Origin of the sequence: Bacillus sp. 0209A (assembly GCF_036765095.1) — a bacterium.
GTDB classification, from domain to species: domain Bacteria; phylum Bacillota; class Bacilli; order Bacillales; family Bacillaceae; genus Bacillus; species Bacillus subtilis_G.
Genome location: NZ_JBAIZV010000001.1, coordinates 244,034 through 268,632, shown reverse-complemented (window position 1 = coordinate 268,632; position 24,599 = coordinate 244,034). Strand labels below are relative to the sequence as shown.

The 24,599-nt window shown below is 43.6% G+C and carries 22 protein-coding genes; all 22 read left to right on the top strand.

The features are described 5' to 3' along the window. Nucleotides 1–34 precede the first annotated feature (34 nt). The 22 genes from dapG to tdh all read left to right on the top strand — a co-directional run bounded on the left by dapG (nucleotide 35) and on the right by tdh (nucleotide 24,597). Complete coding sequence (gene dapG / locus V6D44_RS00900; protein ID WP_333516228.1) at nucleotides 35–1,249, top strand: aspartate kinase; 1,215 nt, start codon at nucleotides 35–37, stop codon at nucleotides 1,247–1,249. Between the two features lie 30 nt (nucleotides 1,250–1,279). After that, on the top strand, nucleotides 1,280–2,152 hold the full coding sequence (gene dapA / locus V6D44_RS00895) for a 4-hydroxy-tetrahydrodipicolinate synthase (RefSeq protein ID WP_087991644.1): 873 nt from the start codon (nucleotides 1,280–1,282) through the stop codon (nucleotides 2,150–2,152). 179 nt (nucleotides 2,153–2,331) lie between these two features. Beyond that, nucleotides 2,332–3,999, top strand: a complete 1,668-nt coding sequence (gene rnjB, locus V6D44_RS00890) for a ribonuclease J2 (RefSeq protein ID WP_087991645.1) — start codon at nucleotides 2,332–2,334, stop codon at nucleotides 3,997–3,999. A 115-nt stretch (nucleotides 4,000–4,114) separates the two neighbouring features. Then, a complete protein-coding gene (gene tepA / locus V6D44_RS00885) occupies nucleotides 4,115–4,852 on the top strand; it encodes a translocation-enhancing protein TepA (protein ID WP_087991646.1) in 738 nt (245 codons plus the stop codon). Continuing rightward, nucleotides 4,849–5,061: a TepA modulator TepJ gene (gene tepJ / locus V6D44_RS00880; RefSeq protein ID WP_087991647.1), complete on the top strand. Its 213-nt coding sequence runs from the start codon at nucleotides 4,849–4,851 to the stop codon at nucleotides 5,059–5,061. Before tepA ends, tepJ begins: the two co-directional genes overlap by 4 nt. 130 nt (nucleotides 5,062–5,191) lie before the next feature. Next, a complete protein-coding gene (spoIIIE, locus tag V6D44_RS00875) occupies nucleotides 5,192–7,561 on the top strand; it encodes a DNA translocase SpoIIIE (RefSeq protein WP_333516227.1) in 2,370 nt (789 codons plus the stop codon). 142 nt (nucleotides 7,562–7,703) lie between these two features. Continuing rightward, nucleotides 7,704–8,429 (top strand): GntR family transcriptional regulator, encoded by a 726-nt coding sequence (locus V6D44_RS00870; RefSeq protein ID WP_087991649.1) that lies wholly within the window; start codon nucleotides 7,704–7,706, stop codon nucleotides 8,427–8,429. A gap of 138 nt (nucleotides 8,430–8,567) precedes the next feature. After that, nucleotides 8,568–9,779, top strand: a complete 1,212-nt coding sequence (gene bcbE, locus V6D44_RS00865) for a bacillibactin exporter BcbE (protein ID WP_087991668.1) — start codon at nucleotides 8,568–8,570, stop codon at nucleotides 9,777–9,779. A 345-nt stretch (nucleotides 9,780–10,124) separates the two neighbouring features. Beyond that, nucleotides 10,125–11,405 carry an EF-P 5-aminopentanol modification-associated protein YfmF gene (yfmF, locus tag V6D44_RS00860; RefSeq protein WP_333516226.1) on the top strand — a complete coding sequence of 427 codons (1,281 nt, stop codon included), beginning with the start codon at nucleotides 10,125–10,127 and terminating at the stop codon, nucleotides 11,403–11,405. Next, on the top strand, nucleotides 11,402–12,688 hold the full coding sequence (yfmH, locus tag V6D44_RS00855) for an EF-P 5-aminopentanol modification-associated protein YfmH (RefSeq protein ID WP_333516225.1): 1,287 nt from the start codon (nucleotides 11,402–11,404) through the stop codon (nucleotides 12,686–12,688). The genes yfmF and yfmH overlap by 4 nt, the downstream gene beginning before the upstream one ends. 53 nt (nucleotides 12,689–12,741) lie before the next feature. Beyond that, nucleotides 12,742–13,470, top strand: coding sequence for an elongation factor P 5-aminopentanone reductase (ymfI, locus tag V6D44_RS00850; protein ID WP_087991652.1), 729 nt, complete (start codon nucleotides 12,742–12,744; stop codon nucleotides 13,468–13,470). A gap of 80 nt (nucleotides 13,471–13,550) precedes the next feature. Then, complete coding sequence (locus V6D44_RS00845; protein WP_087991653.1) at nucleotides 13,551–13,808, top strand: DUF3243 domain-containing protein; 258 nt, start codon at nucleotides 13,551–13,553, stop codon at nucleotides 13,806–13,808. A gap of 129 nt (nucleotides 13,809–13,937) precedes the next feature. Next, nucleotides 13,938–14,729, top strand: a complete 792-nt coding sequence (locus V6D44_RS00840; RefSeq protein ID WP_087991654.1) for a DUF3388 domain-containing protein — start codon at nucleotides 13,938–13,940, stop codon at nucleotides 14,727–14,729. 18 nt (nucleotides 14,730–14,747) lie between these two features. Continuing rightward, on the top strand, nucleotides 14,748–15,662 hold the full coding sequence (gene rodZ / locus V6D44_RS00835) for a cell shape determination protein RodZ (protein WP_087991655.1): 915 nt from the start codon (nucleotides 14,748–14,750) through the stop codon (nucleotides 15,660–15,662). Between the two features lie 49 nt (nucleotides 15,663–15,711). Then, entirely contained in the window at nucleotides 15,712–16,293 is a 582-nt protein-coding gene (gene pgsA, locus V6D44_RS00830; protein WP_333516224.1) for a CDP-diacylglycerol--glycerol-3-phosphate 3-phosphatidyltransferase, read from the top strand. An 18-nt stretch (nucleotides 16,294–16,311) separates the two neighbouring features. After that, nucleotides 16,312–17,562 (top strand): competence/damage-inducible protein A, encoded by a 1,251-nt coding sequence (locus V6D44_RS00825; RefSeq protein ID WP_333516223.1) that lies wholly within the window; start codon nucleotides 16,312–16,314, stop codon nucleotides 17,560–17,562. A gap of 172 nt (nucleotides 17,563–17,734) precedes the next feature. Continuing rightward, nucleotides 17,735–18,778 (top strand): recombinase RecA, encoded by a 1,044-nt coding sequence (gene recA / locus V6D44_RS00820; RefSeq protein ID WP_087991658.1) that lies wholly within the window; start codon nucleotides 17,735–17,737, stop codon nucleotides 18,776–18,778. 168 nt (nucleotides 18,779–18,946) lie between these two features. After that, nucleotides 18,947–20,122, top strand: coding sequence for a serine hydrolase domain-containing protein (locus V6D44_RS00815; RefSeq protein ID WP_333516222.1), 1,176 nt, complete (start codon nucleotides 18,947–18,949; stop codon nucleotides 20,120–20,122). 276 nt (nucleotides 20,123–20,398) lie between these two features. Continuing rightward, nucleotides 20,399–21,961, top strand: a complete 1,563-nt coding sequence (gene rny, locus V6D44_RS00810) for a ribonuclease Y (protein WP_003221010.1) — start codon at nucleotides 20,399–20,401, stop codon at nucleotides 21,959–21,961. A gap of 72 nt (nucleotides 21,962–22,033) precedes the next feature. Beyond that, entirely contained in the window at nucleotides 22,034–22,828 is a 795-nt protein-coding gene (gene ymdB, locus V6D44_RS00805; protein WP_148961786.1) for a 2',3'-cyclic-nucleotide 2'-phosphodiesterase, read from the top strand. Between the two features lie 199 nt (nucleotides 22,829–23,027). Further along, nucleotides 23,028–23,288, top strand: a complete 261-nt coding sequence (gene spoVS / locus V6D44_RS00800; protein ID WP_003154135.1) for a stage V sporulation protein SpoVS — start codon at nucleotides 23,028–23,030, stop codon at nucleotides 23,286–23,288. 265 nt (nucleotides 23,289–23,553) lie between these two features. Further along, nucleotides 23,554–24,597, top strand: coding sequence for an L-threonine 3-dehydrogenase (gene tdh / locus V6D44_RS00795; RefSeq protein WP_333516221.1), 1,044 nt, complete (start codon nucleotides 23,554–23,556; stop codon nucleotides 24,595–24,597). Nucleotides 24,598–24,599 lie beyond the last annotated feature (2 nt).

Below are 24,599 nucleotides of genomic sequence, written 5' to 3'. Positions count from 1 at the left end.
TTCTGTTACGTCCGAATAATTTGGAGTGAAAACAGTGAAGATAATTGTTCAAAAGTTCGGCGGAACATCTGTAAAAGATGATAAAGGCCGTAAACTGGCTTTAGAGCATATTAAAGAAGCAATCAGTGAGGGATATAAGGTTGTCGTTGTCGTTTCAGCGATGGGCCGGAAAGGAGACCCGTACGCAACGGATTCTTTGCTGGGGCTGCTTTACGGTGATCAGTCAGCGATTTCCACGAGAGAGCAGGATTTGCTTTTATCTTGCGGAGAGACCATTTCTTCTGTCGTCTTTACAAGCATGCTGCTTGATAACGGTGTGAAAGCAGCTGCCCTGACAGGGGCTCAGGCTGGCTTTTTAACGAATGATCAGCATACCAATGCGAAAATCCTTGAAATGAGACCGGAGCGTTTATTCAGTGTTCTAGCAAATCATGACGCTGTAGTCGTCGCAGGGTTCCAGGGTGCCACTGAAAAGGGTGATACAACAACGATCGGCAGAGGGGGCAGCGATACGTCCGCAGCCGCACTTGGCGCAGCGATTGACGCGGAATACATCGATATTTTCACCGATGTAGAAGGTGTGATGACTGCTGACCCGAGAGTGGTGGAAAATGCGAAACCGCTTCCTGTCGTGACGTATACTGAAATTTGCAACCTGGCGTATCAAGGGGCGAAGGTCATTCATCCGCGGGCTGTAGAGATTGCGATGCAGGCAAAGGTTCCCATCCGCGTCCGTTCGACTTATTCGAAAGATAAAGGCACATTGGTGACATCGCATCACTCTTCCAAAGTCGGAAGCGATGTTTTCGAAAGGCTGATTACGGGAATTGCCCATGTCAAAGATGTCACGCAGTTTAAAGTGCCTGCGAAAATCGGTCAGTATAACGTACAGACTGAAGTGTTTAAGGCGATGGCGAATGCGGGAATCAGTGTTGATTTCTTCAACATTACACCTAGTGAAATCGTATATACGGTGGCCGGTAATAAAACAGAAACAGCTCAGCGTATTTTAATGGATATGGGCTATGATCCGATGGTAACGAGAAATTGCGCGAAGGTATCGGCGGTCGGAGCGGGCATTATGGGTGTTCCCGGCGTCACGTCCAAAATTGTTTCGGCTCTTTCCGATAAAGAAATTCCGATCCTTCAGTCGGCTGACAGCCATACGACGATATGGGTGCTTGTCCATGAAGCGGATTTGGTTCCTGCTGTAAACGCTTTGCATGAAGTGTTTGAACTTTCCAAGTAAATGTGATTGAATCATGATGAGGTGAATAAAATGAATTTCGGAAATGTGTCTACAGCGATGATTACACCCTTTGACAATAAAGGGAACGTAGACTTTCAAAAACTGTCTACACTGATTGATTACTTGTTGAAAAACGGAACGGATTCTTTAGTAGTGGCGGGAACAACTGGAGAGTCGCCAACCCTTTCAACTGAAGAAAAAATTGCGCTGTTTGAATATACGGTAAAAGAAGTGAACGGTCGGGTGCCGGTTATCGCGGGTACTGGCAGCAACAACACGAAAGATTCCATAAAGCTGACAAAAAAAGCTGAGGAAGCGGGCGTAGACGCGGTCATGCTCGTTACGCCGTATTACAATAAACCTTCTCAAGAAGGAATGTACCAGCATTTTAAAGCAATTGCGGCAGAAACGTCTCTTCCGGTCATGCTGTATAATGTGCCGGGCCGCACAGTAGCTTCTCTCGCTCCTGAAACGACGATTCGTTTGGCGGCAGACATCCCGAATGTAGTTGCGATTAAAGAAGCGAGCGGAGACCTCGAAGCGATTACGAAAATTGTTGCGGAAACGCCCGAAGACTTCTCTGTCTATTCAGGGGATGATGCCCTGACCCTTCCTATTCTCTCAGTCGGAGGAAGAGGAGTTGTGTCAGTGGCGAGCCATATTGCAGGCTCTGATATGCAGCAAATGATCAAAAATTATACGAATGGGCAAACAGCTAATGCGGCACTGATTCATCAGAAACTGCTGCCGATTATGAAGGAACTGTTTAAAGCGCCTAACCCGGCTCCTGTCAAAACAGCGCTTCAGCTGAAAGGCCTTGATGTCGGATCGGTGCGACTTCCTCTTATCCCGCTTAGCGAAGATGAGCGGCTGAGCTTAAGCAGCACGATCGGCGAACTGTAAGAAAAAATTTCATACAGTGAAACAAACGCGGTCATTCTCACATTCAGCTGAGTTTGACCGTTTCTTATACATATTGGTTTTCCTTAAACCTTCTGCTTTATCTTGTTTTCTAAATTTACTTTCAGTTATAATAGGAACAAGTGATGATGGACGGGTATGAGACTAGGAGGATATAGATTTTGAAAAAGAAAAATACAGAAAACGTTAGAATTATCGCCCTTGGCGGTGTCGGAGAAATTGGGAAGAATCTTTATGTCATCGAAATTGACTCAGACATATTTGTCGTTGATGCCGGCCTTATGCATCCAGAAAACGAAATGCTCGGTATTGATGTAGTGATTCCTGACATATCATATTTGATTGAACGGGCTGACCGCGTCAAGGCAATCTTTTTAACACACGGGCATGATGAAAATATCGGCGGCGTTTTTTACTTGTTAAACAAGCTGTCCGTTCCAGTGTACGGAACAAAGCTGACGCTTGCACTATTAAGAGAAAAATTAAAACAATACGGACATAACCGAAAAACTGATCTAAGAGAAATTCACTCCAAATCTGTCATTACATTTGAATCAACAAAAGTATCGTTCTTTAGAACGATTCACAGCATCCCTGATTCTGTAGGTGTGAGTTTTAAAACATCACTTGGATCTATAGTATGCACGGGAGACTTCAAATTTGACCAAACACCTGCACTTAATCAAATGTGCGACATTGGCGAGATCGCCAAGATCGGCAATAGCGGCGTGCTTGCCCTGCTTTCAGACAGTACAAATGCGGAACGTCCGGGTTATACGCCTTCGGAAGCAGCTGTCAGCGGAGAAATTTCGGACGCGCTGTATAATTCAGAGAACCGGGTAATTATTGCTGTTTTCGCATCCAATATTAACCGGATTCAGCAAGTCATTCATGCAGCTTCTCAAAATGGAAGAAAGATTGCCGTTGCCGGAAAAAATCTACAATCTGTCCTGCAGCTGGCAAGAAAGCTCGGATATATCGAAGCTGATGATGAACTGTTTATTTCTGTGCAGGATGTCAAGAAGTATCCAAAACGCGAAGTGGCCATTATTACAGCCGGCAGCCAAGGTGAACCGTTAGCTGCCCTGACAAGAATGGCAAACAAAGCTCACAAACAGCTGAACATTGAAGAAGGGGATACAGTTGTCATTGCGTCCACCCCAATCCCTGGACAGGAACTCATTTATTCTAAAACAGTAGATATTCTCGCGAGAGCCGGCGCGCAAGTCACCTTTGCCCAAAAGCGTGTCCATGTATCTGGCCACGGTTCACAGGAAGAGTTAAAGCTGATGATCAATCTGCTTAAACCAAAATATTTAATTCCTGTAAACGGCGAATACAGAATGCAAAAAGCTCATTCGAAAATCGCTGAAGAAATCGGCATGAAGCGCAGTGACATCTTCTTAATTGAAAAAGGAGACGTCGTTGAATTTCGCGGCCAGAACGTAAAAATTGGGGATAAAGTTCCGTATGGCAATATTTTAATTGATGGTTTAGGCGTCGGCGATATCGGCAATATCGTGCTGCGAGACCGCCGCTTACTTTCACAGGACGGAATTTTAATCGTTGTCATTACACTTGATAAACAAAAGAAACATCTTGTATCAGGACCAGAAATTATCACTCGCGGTTTTGTTTATGTAAGAGAGTCTGAAGGCCTTATCGTAGAGGCTACTGAGCTTGTCCGTTCCATCGTGACAGAAGCGACTGAAACATCAAATGTTGAATGGTCAACGCTGAAGCAGGCTATGCGGGATGCTTTGAACCAATTCCTATATGAAAAAACGAAACGTAAACCGATGATCATTCCAATTATTATGGAAGTGTGATGACTGACTAAGGCCGGAGCTGCTCCGGTCTTTATTTTTTGCCTTTTAAGCCGGGGATTGAATTGAGTAACTTTGTTCATAATACAAAGAGAAACTCGGAAAGGGTGAAAGCGAGATGGATCATCGTATGGAAAACACAGAAGAAGAGCGTCCTGAAAAAAATGATGCGAAAGACAGCATTATGAATAAAATACAGCAGCTTGGTGAAACGGCGCTCCCGCAGCTGCCCCAGGATACAAATATTCATTGTCTGACCATTATCGGCCAAATAGAAGGCCATGTTCAGCTTCCTCCGCAAAACAAAACAACAAAATATGAGCATGTTATCCCGCAGATTGTCGCAATTGAACAGAATCCCAAAATTGAAGGTCTACTGATTATATTAAATACGGTCGGAGGAGATGTTGAAGCGGGTCTCGCAATAGCGGAAATGCTCGCATCTTTATCAAAACCGACCGTTTCCATTGTGCTTGGCGGAGGACATTCTATCGGCGTTCCGATTGCGGTATCCTGTGATTACAGTTATATCGCTGAAACAGCAACAATGACCATTCATCCGGTTCGGCTGACCGGATTGGTAATCGGCGTGCCGCAAACGTTTGAATACCTGGATAAAATGCAAGAAAGAGTTGTTAAATTTGTAACTAGCCATTCCAATGTAACCGAAGAGAAGTTTAAAGAACTGATGTTTTCAAAAGGAAATTTAACACGCGACATCGGAACAAATGTAGTGGGTAAGGATGCAGTTGAATACGGACTGATCGATCACGCAGGCGGTGTTGGACAGGCGATCAATAAACTGAATGAGCTCATTGAGGAAGCAAGGGAAGAAGAAGGACGGATGATTCAATGATTCTGTATACCGTGATGCCGCAGGAAATTGTGTTTGCAGAACAGAACCAAGAGACAAGCGTTCATGAGCAGATTGAGTATAAAGGTGTACCGCTTCTTGTCGAGATGAAAGGCAATGAAGCGGAAGTCATTCAAATCATGAGCACAAATCCAATGCATTTTCTGCACCCGGACATTTCTCCGGGACAAAAGCTGAAATTAAACGTATAAGATTCCAACCCTTTTTTAAGTGCAAAATATGCTATAATAGGGGAATCCTACAGAAAAAACGCAGCCTGTAAACGGCTGCTTTCTTCATTATGTATGAACTTACATTTTTTAACGCAGTAAGGTGATGAGTGTGGCAAAGAAAAAACGAAAATCAAGAAAAAAACAGGCGAAACAGCTCAATATAAAATACGAACTTAACGGATTGCTGTGTATAGCCATTTCAATTATCGCGATTCTGCAGCTTGGGGTAGTCGGGCAAACCTTTATCTATTTGTTCCGCTTTTTTGCTGGAGAGTGGTTTATTTTATGCTTGTTAGGTCTATTGGTGTTAGGAGTCTCGCTGTTTTGGAAGAAGAAAACGCCGAGCCTATTAACGAGGCGAAAGGCCGGACTGTACTGTATTATCGCAAGCATATTGCTGCTTTCTCACGTGCAGCTGTTTAAAAATTTGACGCATAATGGGTCGATTGAGTCTGCAAGCGTGGTGCGCAACACATGGGAATTGTTTTTGATGGACATGAATGGAAGCTCCGCTTCACCTGATTTAGGCGGAGGGATGATTGGAGCTTTGCTGTTTGCGGCTTCACACTTTTTATTTGCGTCAACCGGTTCTCAGATTATGGCGATTGTCATGATTTTGATCGGAATGATATTAGTCACAGGGCGCTCTCTTCAAGAAACGCTGAAAAAGTGGATGAGCCCGATTGGCCGCTTTATAAAAGAACAATGGTTTGCATTTATTGATGATATGAAATCCGTCAAAACAAATATGAAGTCTTCGAAAAAAACGAAAGCGCCGAGCAAAAAACAAAAACCGGCCCGCAAAAAACAACAATTGGAACAAGAGCCTTCTGATGAAGAGGGGGACCTGGAAACGGAAACGGCATCGCCCCTCATTCATTCAGAGCCGATTATCTCAAGCTTTTCAGATCGGAATGAAAATGAAGAGTCTCCAGCCATAGAAAAGCGAGCTGAACCTGTATCAGAGCCGCTTCAGGAGATCCAGACTGAGACAGGTGATCAGGAAACTGTTTCTGCTCCCCCTATGACCTTTACGGAGCTTGAAAACAAGGATTACGAGATGCCGTCACTGGATTTACTGGCCGATCCGAAGCATACCGGCCAGCAGGCAGATAAAAAGAATATTTATGAAAATGCGAGAAAGCTCGAACACACCTTCCAAAGCTTTGGCGTAAAGGCGAAAGTCACACAGGTTCATCTCGGCCCGGCCGTAACAAAATATGAAGTGTATCCTGATGTCGGAGTGAAGGTTAGCAAAATTGTCAATTTAAGCGATGATTTAGCGCTAGCACTTGCTGCGAAGGATATCAGGATAGAGGCGCCAATACCAGGAAAATCAGCAATCGGAATTGAGGTTCCGAATGCAGAAGTGGCGATGGTATCGCTGAAGGAAGTGCTGGAGTCTAAATTAAACGACAGACCGGATGCGAAGCTGCTAATTGGACTTGGCCGCAATATTTCAGGTGAAGCTGTGCTGGCTGAGTTAAACAAGATGCCTCACCTTTTAGTCGCAGGCGCAACCGGAAGCGGGAAGAGCGTTTGTGTCAACGGCATTATTACGAGTATCTTGATGCGCGCGAAACCGCATGAAGTGAAAATGATGATGATCGATCCTAAAATGGTAGAGCTGAATGTCTACAACGGCATTCCGCATTTGCTTGCTCCAGTTGTAACCGATCCGAAAAAAGCGTCACAGGCTTTGAAAAAGGTTGTCAATGAAATGGAGAGGCGGTACGAATTATTTTCTCATACGGGTACAAGAAATATTGAAGGATACAATGATTATATTAAACGCTCTAACAATGAAGAAGAAGCGAAACAGCCGGAGCTGCCCTATATCGTTGTCATTGTGGACGAGCTTGCCGATCTCATGATGGTCGCTTCATCTGATGTGGAAGATTCGATTACGAGATTGTCCCAAATGGCGCGGGCTGCCGGCATCCATCTCATCATTGCGACACAGAGGCCGTCGGTTGACGTTATCACAGGGGTGATCAAAGCGAATATTCCGTCAAGAATCGCTTTCAGCGTTTCTTCACAGACGGATTCAAGGACGATTCTTGACATGGGTGGCGCTGAGAAGCTGCTCGGCCGCGGCGATATGTTGTTTTTGCCTGTCGGGGCTAACAAACCTGTCCGCGTGCAGGGAGCATTTTTGTCGGATGACGAAGTGGAGAAGGTCGTCGACCATGTGATTACGCAGCAGAAAGCGCAATATCAGGAAGAAATGATTCCTGAGGAGACTACGGAAACGCATTCCGAGGTTACCGATGAACTTTATGATGAAGCTGTTGAATTAATCGTCGGCATGCAGACGGCATCTGTTTCAATGCTGCAAAGAAGATTCAGAATCGGTTATACGAGGGCGGCGCGCCTCATTGACGCAATGGAGGAACGAGGCGTTGTCGGGCCATATGAAGGCAGCAAACCGAGAGAAGTTTTATTATCCAAAGAGAAATATGATGAGCTCTCTTCTTAATGAAGGGAGTTCAGCTTTCTTTAGTTATCGATAATAACATTATGTAAACTGCAACCTTTCTATTTATTTTTTCGACAAAACATGATATAGTTGTCCCAATTGTTCAATAATTTTTATCGAAAGTGGTTTACGGAGGGAAAACATGTCTACAAAAGCTGATAATCGGCACTTGTATTTAAAAGTAATTGAACGAATTAAAGAGGATATTAAAAATGGAATCTACACTGAGAAGGAAAAGCTGCCTTCTGAATTTGAGCTTTCCAAAAAGCTTGGTGTCAGCAGAGCGACGCTAAGAGAAGCCTTGCGGATCCTTGAAGAAGAGCATGTGATTATCAGAAGGCATGGTGTAGGCACTTTTGTCCATTCTAAGCCGTTATTTCTTTCGGGCATTGAACAGCTGAACAGTGTAACCAAGATGATTGAACAGGCAAATATGACGCCTGGCACGATTTTTCTATCATCACAAGTGCTTATGCCGTCTGAGGATGATATGATGAGATTTCACTTGGAAGAGGGGCAGGAACTTTTTTACCTCGAACGAGTCAGGACAGCTAACGGACAGCCGATTGTGTATTGTATAGACAAAATTCCGATGGATATTTTGCCGAATTCTTTTTCTCACCAGCAAGAATCTATGTTTGATTTACTTGAGAAAAATTCAGGCTCCGTGATCAGCTATGCCGTGACTGATATTGAGCCGATCGGCTATCATGATACCATTTCTCCGGTGCTTGAATGCGATCCGGAAACAGCTCTTTTGCTGTTAAAACAAACCCATTACGATCAGCACGATAAACCGGTGCTTTACTCTTTAAATTACTTTAGAGCGGATAAATTCAGATTTCATGTTTTGCGTAAACGATTCTAAAACGGACGCCTGTGATGTGTCTGTTTTTTTATTTGCACTGATTCATGTTTCTTTGTACATACTTTCACGCCCGTTAACGCAAGATATAAGGGATGACAAGAAAGTGAATGGGTGAAAATGTTGAGAAAGAAAGATGGAATGAAACATATTATTGCATTGTCTTCCGTACCGCTTGTGATGACACTTGGAAATTCCATGCTGATTCCCGTTCTGCCGATGATGGAAAAAAAGCTGTCGGTGACTTCATTTCAAGTGTCTTTAATCATTACTGTATATTCGGTGGTGGCAATTATTTGCATACCGATTGCGGGGTATCTGTCAGATCGATTCGGGAGGAAAAAAATATTGCTTCCATGTCTCCTCATTGCAGGATTGGGAGGGGCGGTGGCTGCTTTTGCTTCAACCTATATGAAAAATCCCTACGCTATGATTTTGGCGGGGAGGGTTCTTCAAGGCATCGGTTCAGCAGGTGCAGCTCCTATCGTCATGCCGTTTATCGGCGATTTGTTTGAAGGAGACGATGAAAAGGTCAGCGCCGGTCTTGGCGATATTGAAACCGCCAATACATCAGGGAAGGTACTGAGTCCCATACTTGGCGCCTTACTGGCTACATGGTACTGGTTTGTACCATTTTGGTTTATTCCGTTTTTCTGTTTGATCAGCTTTTTGCTCGTGTTGTTTCTGGTGGCCCAACCTGAAGAAGATGAGGATGCGCCTGCGGTTTCTGAGTTTATTAAGAATGTGCGGAAAATCTTTAAGCAGGACGGACGTTGGCTTTATACGGTCTTTATTATCGGGTGTGTCATTATGTTTCTGTTATTCGGCGTACTATTTTATTTATCAGATACGCTGGAGAAGAAGTATGCCATTGACGGAGTGGCTAAAGGCGGATTACTGGCAATCCCACTTTTATTTTTGTCAACCAGTTCCTATATAGCTGGCAAAAAGATTGGCAAAGATAAAGGCCGAATGAAGTTTTGTGTTGTTACAGGAATGATTATGTTAAGCCTGTCGTATATAGCTTTGTGGTGGAATCACAGTTTTTATTTTTTATTTGTCTTTTTAAGTTTTGGCGGGATTGGAATTGGAATGGCTCTTCCTGCTTTAGATGCACTGATAACCGAAGGAATTGAAAGCGAGGAATGCGGAACCATTTCCTCCTTTTACAATAGCATGCGCTTTATAGGAGTAGCTCTCGGCCCCCCTGTGTTTGCGGCATTAATGTCTAATGCAGACTGGCTGATTTTCATTTTATCGGCGTTTTGCAGCATCGTTGCTTTATTCTTAGTCATCTTCACTGTGGATACTAAAAAAAGTGAGGAGGAAGAAAAAAACTTGGGGACGGTCTAGCCAACCGTCTTTTTTTCGCTGTGAAAATAGCGAATATTGACACTCTTCTCTCGGATCATTATGCTGTAATTTATAATCGGAAGAGCCCCGCTGTCGTTCTGACAGGGCTTCTCTTTGAGCGCATTTATCGTTCTGCCGCTGTTTGTGCCTGTCATGGTGCGGCTATTCGGCGGCGGCCTTTCAAATCAAAAAGGATGAATCGATACAGCCCCCGTCTTGTCTGGCGGAGGTTATTATTTCCTTATAAATCCTACAGTTGCTATAATTACATGAAAGAGTGATTCTGCGTATGCTGAAAATGGGTCATAATACATACTAATAAGAAATGAACGAAGGAGGTTCCATATGTCATATGTAAATGAAATCAAAACAAAGCATGGCGGTTTAACCGCGCACATTGTAGAAACAGAAAAATTCAAAACCGTCTCGCTTATTTTTAAAATGCTTGCGCCGCTGACAAAGGAGCAAGTCACCAAAAGGGCGCTGCTCCCGCATGTGCTCCTTCGCGGAACAAAAAGCCATCCGAAAACCGCAGAATTACGTTCTTATTTAGATGAACTGTACGGCACGTCCGTTTCAGCTGATCTTTCGAAAAAAGGAGAGCGGCACGTCATTACGTTCAGGCTTGAAATCCCGAATGAAAAATATTTAAAAAATCAAACGCCGCTTCTTGAAAAAGGACTGCAGCTTCTCGCAGAAATCGTCTTTTCACCTGCTCTGGAGGAGGGCGCTTTTCAATCACAATATGTGGCTCAGGAAAAACGGACGCTCAAGCAGAGAATTCAAGCGGTCTATGATGATAAAATGCGCTACTCGAATTTAAGGCTGATACAGGAAATGTGCAAAAATGAGCCTTACGCGCTTCATGTCAATGGGGAAATGGAAGATGTCGATGCCATTACAGCAGATCAATTATATAAAACATACCAAAGCGCTATCCAAAAAGACCAGCTTGATCTTTATGTCGTTGGCGATGTGGACAGTAACCAAGTGCAAGCGTCAATTGACAAGTATTTTCAAACAGAAGAGCGCACCCTTGGCATGATTAAAAACAATCACTCTGAGCAAAACGCACAGCCTAAAGAAGTAATTGATGATGAAGATGTCAAACAAGGGAAGTTGAATATTGGCTACCGCACCAGTATCACTTATACGGATCAGTATTATCCTGCCTTGCAAGTGTTTAACGGGCTGTTTGGCGGATTCTCTCACTCCAAGCTTTTCATCAATGTTCGGGAAAAAGCCAGTCTTGCATATTACGCCGCTTCGCGTATAGAAAGTTTTAAAGGCTTGTTAATGGTGATGTCGGGCATTGAAGTGAAAAATTATGAACAGGCAGTTTCTATTATTACTGAGCAATTCCAGGCAATGAAAAACGGCGAATACAGTGAGCAGGATATCGCTCAGACAAAGGCTGTCATTCGAAATCAAGTGCTGGAAACCATTGATACTGCGTACGGTCTATCTGAATTTTTATATCAGCAGGCTGCTGCCCAAGTCGATATTCCAATCGAAGACTTTCTCGCCAATATTGATCAGGTCACAAAAGAGGATATCATGAAAGCCGGCGAAAAGATTCAGCTTGATACGACTTATTTCTTAAAAGGGACGGAGGGTGCATCTTGATCAAACCAATCAAATATGAACAGCTGCAGGAGACGCTGTACCATGAAAAAATGCCAAACGGCCTTGACGTTTACGTTTTGCCGAAAAAAGGCTTCAACAAGACGTATGCGGTTTTCACTACAAAGTATGGTTCTATAGATAACCGATTCGTCCCTTTAGGTAAAAATGAAATGGTTCACGTGCCGGACGGCATCGCTCATTTTCTTGAGCACAAGCTGTTTGAAAAAGCGGATGGAGACGTTTTTCAAGATTTCAGCAAACAGGGCGCTTCTGCTAATGCGTTTACGTCATTTACAAGAACGGCTTATCTTTTCTCAAGCACATCGAATGTTGAACGCAATTTAGAGACGCTGATTGATTTTGTGCAGGATCCGTATTTTACTGAAAAAACGGTTGAAAAGGAAAAAGGGATTATCGGGCAGGAGATTAACATGTATGACGACAACCCTGATTGGAGGCTTTACTTCGGGGTCATTGAAAACATGTACAAAGAACATCCTGTCAGAATTGACATAGCCGGAACAGTGGAAAGCATCTCACATATTACAAAAGACAATCTTTATGAATGCTATGAAACGTTTTATCACCCTAGCAACATGCTCCTCTTTATTGTCGGTCCTGTAGATCCTGAAGCGATCATTTCTCAGGTGAGAGAAAATCAGGAGAGAAAGCCGTATACAGACCAGCCGGAGATCAAACGTGAAGAAGTAAAAGAGCAAGAAGCGGTGTTCCGGAAAGAAAAAGAAATCAAAATGAACGTGCAGGGACCGAAATGCCTTGTCGGGCTAAAATCAAAGAACCCGTTTAAATTAGGGAAAGAGCTGTTAAAGCATGAACTTTCAATGAACTTATTGCTTGAATCTCTTTTCGGCAAAAGCTCTGCCCAGTACGAATCACTTTATGAAAAAGGGTATATTGACGAAACGTTCAGCTTTGATTTTACTGCTGAATATGGGTTCGGTTTTGCGGCGATCGGCGGTGATACGCCGGAACCTGATCAATTGGCTGAAGACATTTCAAGCATGCTTCTGCGCGCCGGTGAATTGATTACTGCTGAAAAGATTGAACTTGCCAGAAAGAAAAAGATCGGTACATTTCTAAAGGCGCTGAATTCACCTGAATACATCGCCAATCAATTTACCCGTTATGCTTTCTTGGGTATGAGCCTGTTTGACGTCGTATCGGTTCTCGAGCAAATTACCCTCGAAGATGTCCGGCAAGTCATACAAGAGGAAATTGCTGCAGACAGGTTGACTGTCTGTAAGGTTGTTCCCAAATCATAACAAAACATCCCTCCTGTGTGAGGGGTGTTTTTCTGCGGAAAGAAGGAAAGAGGATGAAAAAAACAGCATTGATCACCGGAGCAAGCGGCGGCATCGGTAAAAGCATAAGCGAAACGCTTGCGGCAGAGGGATACAATCTGCTGCTGCATTACAATACAAATCAAAACGCAGCATCGGAGCTTGCTGAAAAACTAAGAGAGGCGTTTGGCATTCATGCTGAGATTTTGCAAGCCGATCTGTCCGTACCGGAAGGAGCAGATAAGCTGACAAGATCAATTGTTCAGCCGGTTGATGCCATTATTTTAAATAGCGGCAGAAGCCATTTTGGGTTGATTACGGATGTAGATAATGCAACGGTCCAGGAAATGGTTCAGCTCCATGTGGCAAGTCCGTATATGTTGACGAGAAACCTTCTTTCAGGCATGATCCGGAATAGAACAGGAGCGATTGTGGCTGTCAGTTCTATTTGGGGAGAGACTGGAGCATCTTGTGAAGTGCTGTACAGTATGGCAAAGGGAGCTCAACACTCGTTTGTAAAAGGACTGGCTAAGGAGCTGGCGCCAAGCGGAATCAGAGTAAACGCTGTAGCGCCGGGCGCGGTTGATACAAATATGATGAATCAATTTACCCCGTCTGAAAAAGAAGAGATCGCTGATGAGATCCCGATCGGCCGGCTGGCCCGGCCGCAAGAAATTGCGGATGCAACAGTTTTTCTCCTGTCTGAAAAAGCGTCATATATCACCGGCCAAATTCTGTCGGTGAATGGCGGCTGGCACTGCTGATCCGAAAATATTCGGTGTATAGTTTCTTTTGCGAAGGACACAATAATCTTGTAACTTCACATGAAATGGAGGAAACGAGCATGTCAGTATTAGAAAACTGGGATAACTGGAAAAACTTCCTTGGCGACCGTTTGAACTATGCGCAAGATAAAGGCATGAGCCAGGATACCATTACAGAACTTGCGACAGAAATCGGCGGTTACTTGGCTAATGAAGTGGAATCTAAAAACGAGCAGGAAAAAGTGCTGGCAGATCTTTGGAGCGTAGCATCAAAAGATGAACAGCACGCTATTGCCAATATGATGGTTAAGCTTGTTGAAAATAACAGCACTCACTAGGAAGAGAGGAGATTTTTCCTCTCTTTTTTATGTTTTCCTCATCACAGCAACATTCTTCTTTCTAATTAGAGAAAAATGCTTTATGATAAAGGAAGGTAAAATTTTGCCACAATGAAGGGGGTATATCATTTGGCAAAGCTCGAATGGTATTTTGAATATGAAATTCAAGTGAACCGCCCCGGACTGCTCGGGGATATTTCATCTCTTCTTGGGATGCTTTCTATTAACATCGTAACGATAAACGGCGTCGATCTTTCCAGAAGGGGAATGCTCCTCAGGTGCCGCCATATAGATCAAATTAAACGGTTAGAATCAATCTTAAAAACGATGGAAACAATTAAAGTAACGAAGCTGAGAGAACCAAGGCTTCGCGACCGTCTTGCCGTACGTCACGGCCGTTACATTCAAAGGGATGCCGATGACAAGAAAACGTTCCGCTTTGAACGAGACGAGCTAGGCTTATTAGTCGATTTTATGGCCGAACTGTTCAAAAAAGAAGGCCATAAATTAATCGGAATCCGAGGGATGCCGCGTGTCGGAAAAACGGAATCAATCGTGGCCTCCAGCGTGTGCGCAAGCAAAAGGTGGCTGTTTGTGTCATCAACCTTGCTGAAGCAGACAATAAGAAGCCAGCTGATTGCCGATGAATACAGCACTGAAAATGTTTTTATCGTTGATGGAATTGTATCAACACGAAGAGGGTCAGAACGCCATCTCCAGCTGGTCAGAGAAATCATGAGGCTGCCTGCAACAAAAGTGGTGGAGCATCCTGACATATTCGTTCAAAACACAGAGTATACACTAGATGACTTTGATTATATTATTGAACTGAGAAATGGCCCCGATGAGGTTATTACATATGAACATGCTGAGGAACCCCAACTGTTTGATCAATCCGGGTTTTCAAGCTTTGATTTTTAAAATTGGAAGGTGTTTGTTGTGACTGAACTAGGAATCCGGCTGAAAGAGGCCAGAGAGGAAAAAGCAATGTCATTGGATGATCTCCAAGCGGCAACAAAGATTCAAAAAAGGTATTTAACCGCCTTGGAGGAAGGAAACTATGACATTATTCCGGGGAAGTTTTATGTTCGGGCATTCATCAAGCAATATGCCGAGGCCGTCGGGCTTGATGCCGATCAGCTGTTTGAGGAGCATAAAAAAGATATCCCGAATACGTATCATGACGATGTGTCTGAAAAGATCTCGGGCATGAAGCTTCAAAAGGAGATGCCAAAGTCGGCATCTAAGGCGCTGGAACTGCTGCCAACGATACTTGTGATTCTAGGTGTAATTGTTGTGATTGCGATTGTGTACGCGATTATACAATTTACGAATCATAAAAGCAGCGATGATAATCATTCAGCTTCGGAAAAGACAATTACGCAAAGTGAAAGCAAGTACGAAATCCCTAAAGATTCAACGCTAAAAGAGAATCAAAATAACAGCTCTGAAAAAGAGGCTGACACTAAAAAAGAAACAAAAGAAAATGAAGATAAAAAAGAAGAAAGTGACAGTGATAAACTGGAGATTAAAGCAACTGGCACTGAAGGATCGTTAACAACTTATGAAGTGTCCGGCGCTGATAAAATCGAGCTTGAATTGAAGGCATCAGACAGCTCTTGGATTCGAGTGCGCGATGAAAACAGCAGCTCTTTAAAAGAGGGAACGCTGAAAAAAGACGAAACCTATAAAAAAGACATAACCGATCAGAAACAAGTTGAAATCCGCACCGGATATGCACCTAATCTGAAAATAAAAATTAACGGTAAGGTTCTTTCCTATGAACTTGATCCGAAAGATGTGATGGCACAAACCATAAAGATTGTAAATAAAAAGGAAGAAAAGTCATCTTAATTACCAGGTGACTTTTCTTCACGTCCGAGTATGAAATTGGAGGGGCTTTATGTTTAACTTACCAAATAAAATCACACTAGCTAGAATCGCATTAATCCCAATCTTCATGGTGATCATGCTGGCGCCGTTTGACTGGGGCAGGCTCGAATTTGGAGACGAATCGATCCCAGTCGCACACTTGGCGGGCGCTATTCTATTTATTGTTGCAGCCACAACAGACTGGGTGGACGGGTATTATGCCCGAAAGCTGAATCTCGTGACAAACTTCGGGAAATTTCTTGATCCGCTTGCGGACAAACTGCTTGTATCCGCAGCGTTAATTATCCTTGTTCAATTTGATCTTGCTCCAGCTTGGATGGTCATTGTGATTATCAGCCGGGAGTTTGCCGTGACAGGTTTAAGGCTTGTCTTAGCCGGAACTGGAGAAGTCGTAGCAGCTAATACGCTTGGTAAAATTAAAACCTGGGCACAAATCATTGCGGTTTCCGCATTGCTTCTTCATAATCTTCCGTTTGAACTTGTGTCATTCCCGTTTGCTGACTTGGCGCTGTGGGTAGCCGTCTTCTTTACTGTCGTTTCAGGTTGGGAATACTTCTCCAAAAATTGGGAATCGCTGAAAACATCTAATTAAGAAAGAAGGACTTACGTCATGGAATTTCCAAAAAAAGCAGAAATTATTGCAGTCGGTTCTGAGCTGCTGCTTGGCCAAATCGCCAATACAAATGCTCAATTTATCAGCAAACAGCTCGCTGAAATCGGAGTGAACGTATTTTATCATACAGCAGTCGGAGATAATCCGGAGCGGCTGAAGCAGGTCATCCGTACTGCTGAAGAACGATCTGACTTCATTGTTTTTTCAGGAGGTCTCGGACCGACAAAAGATGATCTGACGAAAGAAACGATTGCAAATGTGCTGGGCCGTCCGCTCGTATTAAATGATGAAGCGTTCCAATCCATTGAGGATTATTTCAAACGGACAAAACGAACGATGTCACCTAATAACCGAAAACAGGCGCTTGTGATCGAAGGATCTGACGTACTGGCGAATCACTTCGGAATGGCGCCGGGAATGCTCACAGAGCACGATTCGCGCTTTTATATGCTTCTTCCTGGGCCGCCAAGCGAATTGCGTCCCATGTTTGAAAACGAGGCAAAGCCTCTTCTGCTGAAAAAGATGGGCTCAAATGAAAAAATTGTGTCAACCGTTCTTCGCTTTTTCGGTATCGGCGAATCTCAGCTTGAAGCCGACTTGGAAGATATTATTGATGCGCAAACGAACCCGACAATCGCTCCTTTGGCGGCTGACGGAGAGGTAACGCTGCGTCTGACAGCCAAACATGCTGACGAAAAGAAAACGGGGCGTCTGTTAAAAGAAACAGAGGCTGTTATCTTAGAACGTGTCGGGGAATTTTTCTATGGCTACGATGATACTTCCCTTGTAAAAGAGCTTTCTAAAGCATGTAAGGAAAAAGGCATTACGATTGCCGCCGCAGAAAGCTTTACCGGCGGGCTGTTTTCTGAATGGCTGACGGATCTTAGCGGTGCTTCAACACTATTTACCGGCGGCGTTGTTTGCTATTCAAACGACGTGAAGCAGCATGTGCTTGGCGTCAAGAAGGATACTTTAGACCGTTTTGGGGCGGTCAGCAAGGAGTGCGCATCAGAGCTGGCAAAGGGTGTTCAAAAGCTCACTGGCAGCGATATCGGCATCAGCTTTACCGGTGTAGCAGGTCCTGATACGCAAGCAGGGCATGAGCCTGGACATGTGTTTATCGGCATTTCAGCAAATGGAAAAGAAGAGGTTCACGAGTTTCACTTTGCGGGTTCCAGAACGGGAATCAGAAAACGCGGCGCCAAATACGGCTGCCATTTAATCTTGAAGCTTTTAGAACAAAAATAATATTTTCAGCACATTATCCTCCTAAGAAAACATGATTTCTCTGATCCATTATGGTATTTTGATAGAAATCACGCCAAGAAAAAATCCGAATATGCGTTCGCTTTTTTCTTGGCAAATCCCTTCAAACAGGGTATAGTATATGTAGTGGTAACATAAAGGAGGAAAAAATAGAATGAGTGATCGTCAGGCAGCCTTAGATATGGCTCTTAAACAAATAGAAAAACAGTTCGGCAAAGGTTCCATTATGAAACTGGGAGAAAAGACAGATACAAGAATTTCTACTGTCCCAAGCGGCTCCCTCACTCTTGATACGGCACTAGGAATTGGCGGATATCCGCGCGGACGGATTATTGAAGTATACGGTCCTGAAAGCTCGGGTAAAACAACTGTGGCGCTTCATGCGATTGCTGAGGTTCAGCAGCAGGGCGGACAAGCCGCGTTTATCGATGCAGAGCATGCGTTAGACCCGGTATACGCGCAAAAGCTCGGTGTCAACATCGAAGAGCTTTTACTGTCTCAGCCTGACACAGGCGAGCAGGCGCTTGAAATTGCGGAAGCGTTGGTTCGAAGCGGTGCAGTTGACATTGTTGTTGTCGACTCTGTGGCGGCTCTCGTTCCGAAAGCGGAAATTGAAGGCGACATGGGAGATTCGCATGTTGGTTTACAAGCACGCTTAATGTCTCAAGCGCTTCGTAAGCTTTCAGGAGCCATTAACAAATCGAAGACAATCGCGATTTTCATTAACCAAATTCGTGAAAAAGTCGGTGTTATGTTCGGGAACCCGGAAACAACTCCTGGCGGCCGTGCGCTGAAATTCTACTCTTCCGTACGTCTAGAAGTGCGCCGTGCTGAACAGCTGAAACAAGGCAACGACGTAATGGGGAACAAAACGAAAATCAAAGTCGTGAAAAACAAGGTGGCACCGCCGTTCCGTACAGCCGAAGTTGATATTATGTACGGAGAAGGCATTTCAAAAGAAGGCGAAATCATTGATCTTGGAACTGAACTTGATATCGTGCAAAAAAGCGGTTCATGGTACTCTTATGAAGAAGAGCGTCTTGGACAAGGCCGTGAAAATGCAAAACAATTCTTGAAAGAAAATAAAGATATCATGCTAATGATCCAGGAGCAAATTCGCGAACATTACGGCTTGGATAATCACGGAGCAGTGCAGCAAGCTGAAGAGGCACAAGAAGAATTAGAATTTAAAGAATAAAAATAAAATCAGTTTGAAATGATACTAAAGGCTGGGTGAAAAACTCAGCCTTTTTATTTTTGCAAAAAATGATAAAAATATTGCTTTTTTTGACAACTTTTTCAGTGCCTCATTCGTCTAACAAAACGTGTGCAAAATGGATTTATTTATTTTGGGAGGAAAAAATAAATGACAAGCCCAACCAGCAGAAGAACTGCGAAACGCAGACGGAAAAAACTAAATAAAAGAGGCAAACTTTTGCTTGGTTTTTTAGCGGCGATGATTTGCTTTTCGATTTGGAATGCGCTTCATCGAGATAGTGAAGAGAACGAGCCATCTCAAGAAACTGCAGCAGTTTCAGATACCGGTCAGAAAAAAGAGGCTAAAGAGAAAACCGCCAAAAAAACAGAGGAACAAATCAAAACAGTGGACCGTAATCAAAAAATCAGCAATTATTTAAATGAGATCGGTTTCAGCGGAACAGCCATGATTGTCAGAAATGGAGAAATCGTAACTCATAAAGGTTTTGGTTATGCAGACCGTAAACATCACATTCACAATAATCCTTTGACATCTTTTTATGTCGGTTCGTCACAAAAAGCGCTGATTGCAACCGCTATTTTGCAGCTTGAGGAAAAGGGAAAACTTCAGACAAGTGATCCGGTAAGCACGTATTTACCTCAATTCCCTAACGGACAAACGATTACTTTGAAGAATCTGCTCACACATACATCTGGAATAAACGGACATATTGAGGGTAACGGGGCAATCACTCCGGACGATTTAATAAAAGACATAGAACGTCAGGGAATCAAACGTCAGCCGGGCGTATGGGACTATCAGGATTCCAACTATTCTGTTCTCGCTTATATTGTTGCTGAAGCAAGCGGTGAGTCCTATGAAAAATACATAACGAATCATATTTTTAAATCGGCGGGGATGACGCATGCGGGCTTTTACAAAACATATCATAAAGAACCTTATCCGGCTGTCGGTTATAAGCTGAAGGCCAGAAGATCAATTACACCGTATATGCCCGATTTATCCCAGCTGTATGGAGCCGGTGATATCTATATGAGCGCTGTAGATATGTACAAATTTGACCAAGCGCTAATAGACGGCAAACTGTATTCGCAAAAAAGCTATGAAAAGATGTTTACACCGGGGAGCAGCTCCACATACGGTATGGGATTTTATATTGCTCCCGGGAGCTATTCAAACCATGGTGTCATGCCGGGCTTCAACATCTTGAACAGTTTTAGCAAATCTGGGCAAACCATTGTTATTTTGTTGTCGAACATTCAAAATAACGCTAAACTAGGCCAAGTGAACAATAAAATATACCAGCTTCTGAATCAAGAGTGATTCATGATCTTTTTTTGGGAAGGATTGCACGCAGCACCAAAAAGGCAACTGGTCTGCAAACGTTAAGATGGCAAGCTTGACAAGTATTTCCGACACATTTACAATGAAGTTGTAACATTTGTTTTTTTAACATGATTGTTAAACCATTTAAACTTGACAAGGGCGATGAAAATACTCATTCCCTGTGAAGGTTCTGTATGTTGAGAAAACTAGACAATGTACATGCCGACACTTATTTAAGCAACAACCAAGTTCATAGCAAGAGGAGGTGAAAGTATGACCCCAATTATGATGGTTCTCATCTCCATTTTGCTGATTCTACTCGGTTTAGTTGTTGGCTACTTTGTTCGTAAAACCATTGCCGAAGCGAAAATTGCGGGCGCACGCGGTGCAGCCGAGCAAATTCTTGAAGATGCAAAGCGTGATGCTGAAGCACTGAAAAAAGAAGCTCTGCTTGAAGCAAAGGATGAAATCCACAAACTTCGAATAGATGCTGAACAGGAAGTTCGTGAAAGACGAAATGAGCTTCAAAAACAAGAAAACCGTTTACTCCAAAAGGAGGAAAACCTTGATCGCAAACATGAGGGAATTGATAAACGGGAAGCGATGTTGGAGAAGAAAGATCATTCTCTGAATGAACGACAACAACATATTGAAGAGATGGAAAGCAAAGTGGATGAGATGATTCGTATGCAGCAGTCAGAGTTGGAACGAATTTCGAGTCTGACTCGTGATGAGGCAAAACAAATCATCCTTGAACGGGTTGAAAACGAGCTTTCACATGACATCGCCATCATGACAAAAGAAACTGAAAACCGCGCGAAAGAAGAGGCGGATAAGAAAGCGAAAAACATTCTTTCACTCGCCTTACAGCGCTGCGCAGCGGACCACGTTGCTGAAACAACGGTATCAGTTGTTAATCTTCCAAATGATGAGATGAAAGGACGTATCATCGGACGGGAAGGGCGTAACATTCGTACGCTTGAAACGCTGACAGGAATTGACCTGATTATTGATGATACACCTGAAGCTGTCATTCTTTCCGGATTTGATCCGATCAGACGTGAGACAGCAAGGATTGCTCTTGATAAACTCGTTCAGGATGGCCGTATTCATCCGGCACGGATTGAAGAAATGGTAGAAAAATCTCGCCGCGAGGTCGATGACTATATTCGTGAGATGGGTGAGCAAACGACATTTGAGGTTGGTGTTCATGGCCTCCACCCAGATCTCATCAAGATTCTCGGCCGCTTAAAGTTCCGTACAAGCTATGGTCAAAATGTGCTTAAGCATTCCATGGAAGTCGCATTCTTGGCCGGCCTAATGGCATCGGAGCTTGGAGAAGACGCAAAGCTTGCTAAACGTGCAGGCCTACTTCACGACATCGGAAAAGCAATTGATCATGAAGTAGAAGGAAGCCACGTTGAAATCGGAGTTGAGCTTGCGACTAAATATAAAGAGCACCCAGTCGTGATTAACAGTATTGCATCACACCACGGGGATGAAGAGCCGACTTCCATTATCGCTGTGCTGGTAGCGGCAGCAGATGCGCTTTCCGCTGCAAGACCTGGCGCAAGAAGTGAGACGCTCGAGAATTATATTCGAAGACTTGAAAAGCTCGAAGAAATTTCTGAGTCCTACGAAGGTGTTGAAAAATCATTTGCCATTCAGGCTGGACGCGAAGTGCGTATTATGGTGAAGCCGGATTCAATTAATGATCTTGAAGCTCATCGACTGGCGCGAGATATCCGTAAGCGAATTGAGGACGAGCTCGATTATCCAGGTCATATTAAAGTGACAGTAATCAGAGAAACCCGAGCCGTTGAGTATGCAAAATAAAGTGATGCGCTAAGCATCACTTTATTTTTTTGACGGCCAAAGAATTTGAAGATTAGGAAGGATTTTTACAAAATGAGAATTTTATTTATCGGAGATGTTGTCGGTTCACCGGGCCGTGACATGGTCAAAGAATATGTACCAAAGCTAAAATCAAAATATAAGCCTCACTTTACTATTATTAATGGTGAAAATGCCGCACATGGAAAAGGCCTGACGGAAAAAAATTATCACAGCTTAATCCAGGCTGGCGCCGATGCAATCACAATGGGGAACCACACATGGGACAAAAAAGAAATTTTCGATTTTATAGATGACGTTCCGAACTTGGTTCGCCCTGCAAACTTTCCAGAAGGAACACCGGGAAAAGGGATCACATATGTGAAAGCAAACGGCAAAGAGCTTGCCGTCATTAATTTACAAGGACGCACGTTTTTACCGCCGCTTGATGATCCGTTTTTAAAAGCGGATGAGTTGATTGCCGAAGCTGCGAAAAGAACACCGTACATTTTTATCGACTTCCATGCCGAAGCGACAAGTGAAAAGCTCGCACTTGGCTGGTATACAGACGGCCGGGCATCAGCTGTCGTCGGAACTCATACACATGTGCAAACAGCGGATAACCGCATTTTTCCAAAGGGTACGGCATATATTACTGATGTAGGGATGACTGGCCCATATGACGGTATACTGGGGATGGACAGAGAGACGATTATTAAGCGATTCAAAACGAACCTTCCAGTCCGCTTTACTGTCGCTGAAGGAAAAACAACGCTGAGCGGAGTTGTCATTGACATCGACGACCAAACGAAAAAGGCTGTCAAAATTGACCGGATCTTGATCAATGATGATCACATGTTCTTTGAATAATTGAACATATGGTTATTTTATAAAAATATTAAAAAGAAAAGCAGGAATATAGCAACTCCTTAGTGAATATAGTAAAAATGGAAGGTAGCCCGCTATTTTTGAAAAGCATTGTGGGGATGGCTTTTTGGATAGCAACATCTAATAATGATTGTTCTAATGAACACTCACTTATCCATTGTAAAACTAAGGGGGAGCAGAAATGGAAATCTTAAAAGTTTCAGCAAAATCGAGTCCAAATTCAGTGGCAGGTGCGCTTGCGGGTGTGTTAAGAGAGCGAGGAGCCGCCGAGATTCAAGCGATTGGAGCGGGTGCATTAAACCAGGCTGTAAAAGCTGTGGCGATTGCCAGGGGATTTGTGGCGCCTAGCGGCGTTGATTTGATTTGTATTCCGGCTTTTACCGATATTCAGATCGACGGGGAAGAAAGAACGGCAATTAAATTAATCGTGGAGCCTCGCTAAAAACAAATAAAGCATTCTCAACCTGTTTGCATGATGCAAACAGGTTGTTTTTCATTTATTGTGATGTTTTCTTCCAATAGTATTTTCGTCATATAAATGAGTGATATACAAAAGTCAGCAATGACCTAGAACGTTTCAAAAAAAAAATCCGCCCATTTTTCAAGACGGATACTTTTGTCTTTCTCAAGAAGACAGTGCTGTTTACGCTTATTCCATATCATGGTACAATCCAAATGTAACAAGAATTTTTCAAGGAGGATTGTACATGCAGAGTGGAAAGATGAAAGCTCTAATGAAAAAGGACGGGATGTTCGGTGCTGTGCTGACTGAAGTTCCCATTCCTGAGATCGATAAACATGAAGTCCTCATAAAAGTGAAAGCTGCTTCAATATGCGGCACGGATGTGCACATTTATAATTGGGATCAATGGGCACGTCAGAGAATCAAAACACCCTATGTTTTCGGCCATGAGTTCAGCGGTATTGTTGAATCTGTAGGAGAGAATGCCGGCAGTATAAAAGTGGGGGAGTATGTGTCTGCGGAAACGCACATTGTCTGCGGAGAATGTGTCCCTTGCGTAACCGGAAAATCTCATGTTTGTACCAATACTGCTATTATCGGGGTGGACACGGCAGGCTGTTTTGCGGAATATGTAAAAGTTCCTGCTGATAACGTTTGGAAAAACCCCGCCGATATGGATCCGGCGATTGCTTCCATTCAAGAGCCTTTAGGAAATGCGGTTCATACAGTGCTTGAGAGCCAGCCAGCAGGAGGAACAACTGCAGTCATTGGATGTGGACCGATTGGCCTTATGGCTGTTGCGGTTGCAAAAGCAGCAGGTGCTTCTCAAGTAATAGCGATTGATAAAAATGAGTATCGGTTGACGCTTGCCAAACAAATGGGAGCTGCATGTACTGTTTCTATTGAAAAAGAAAACCCGCTCAAAATTGTAAGCGCTTTAACAAGTGGGGAAGGAGCGGATCTCGTTTGTGAGATGTCCGGCCATCCCGCAGCTATAGCGCAGGGTCTGGCGATGGCCGCAAATGGGGGAAGATTTCATATTCTCAGCTTGCCGGAACACCCAGTGACAATTGATTTGACGAATAAAGTGGTATTTAAAGGACTAACAATCCAAGGAATCACCGGAAGAAAAATGTTTTCGACTTGGCGGCAGGTGTCTCAATTGCTCAAATCAAATGTACTCGATCTTTCACCTGTTATTACCCATCAGTTTCCGTTAGAGGAGTTTGAGAAAGGATTCGAACTGATGAGAAGCGGCCAGTGCGGAAAAGTGATTTTAATTCCATAAAA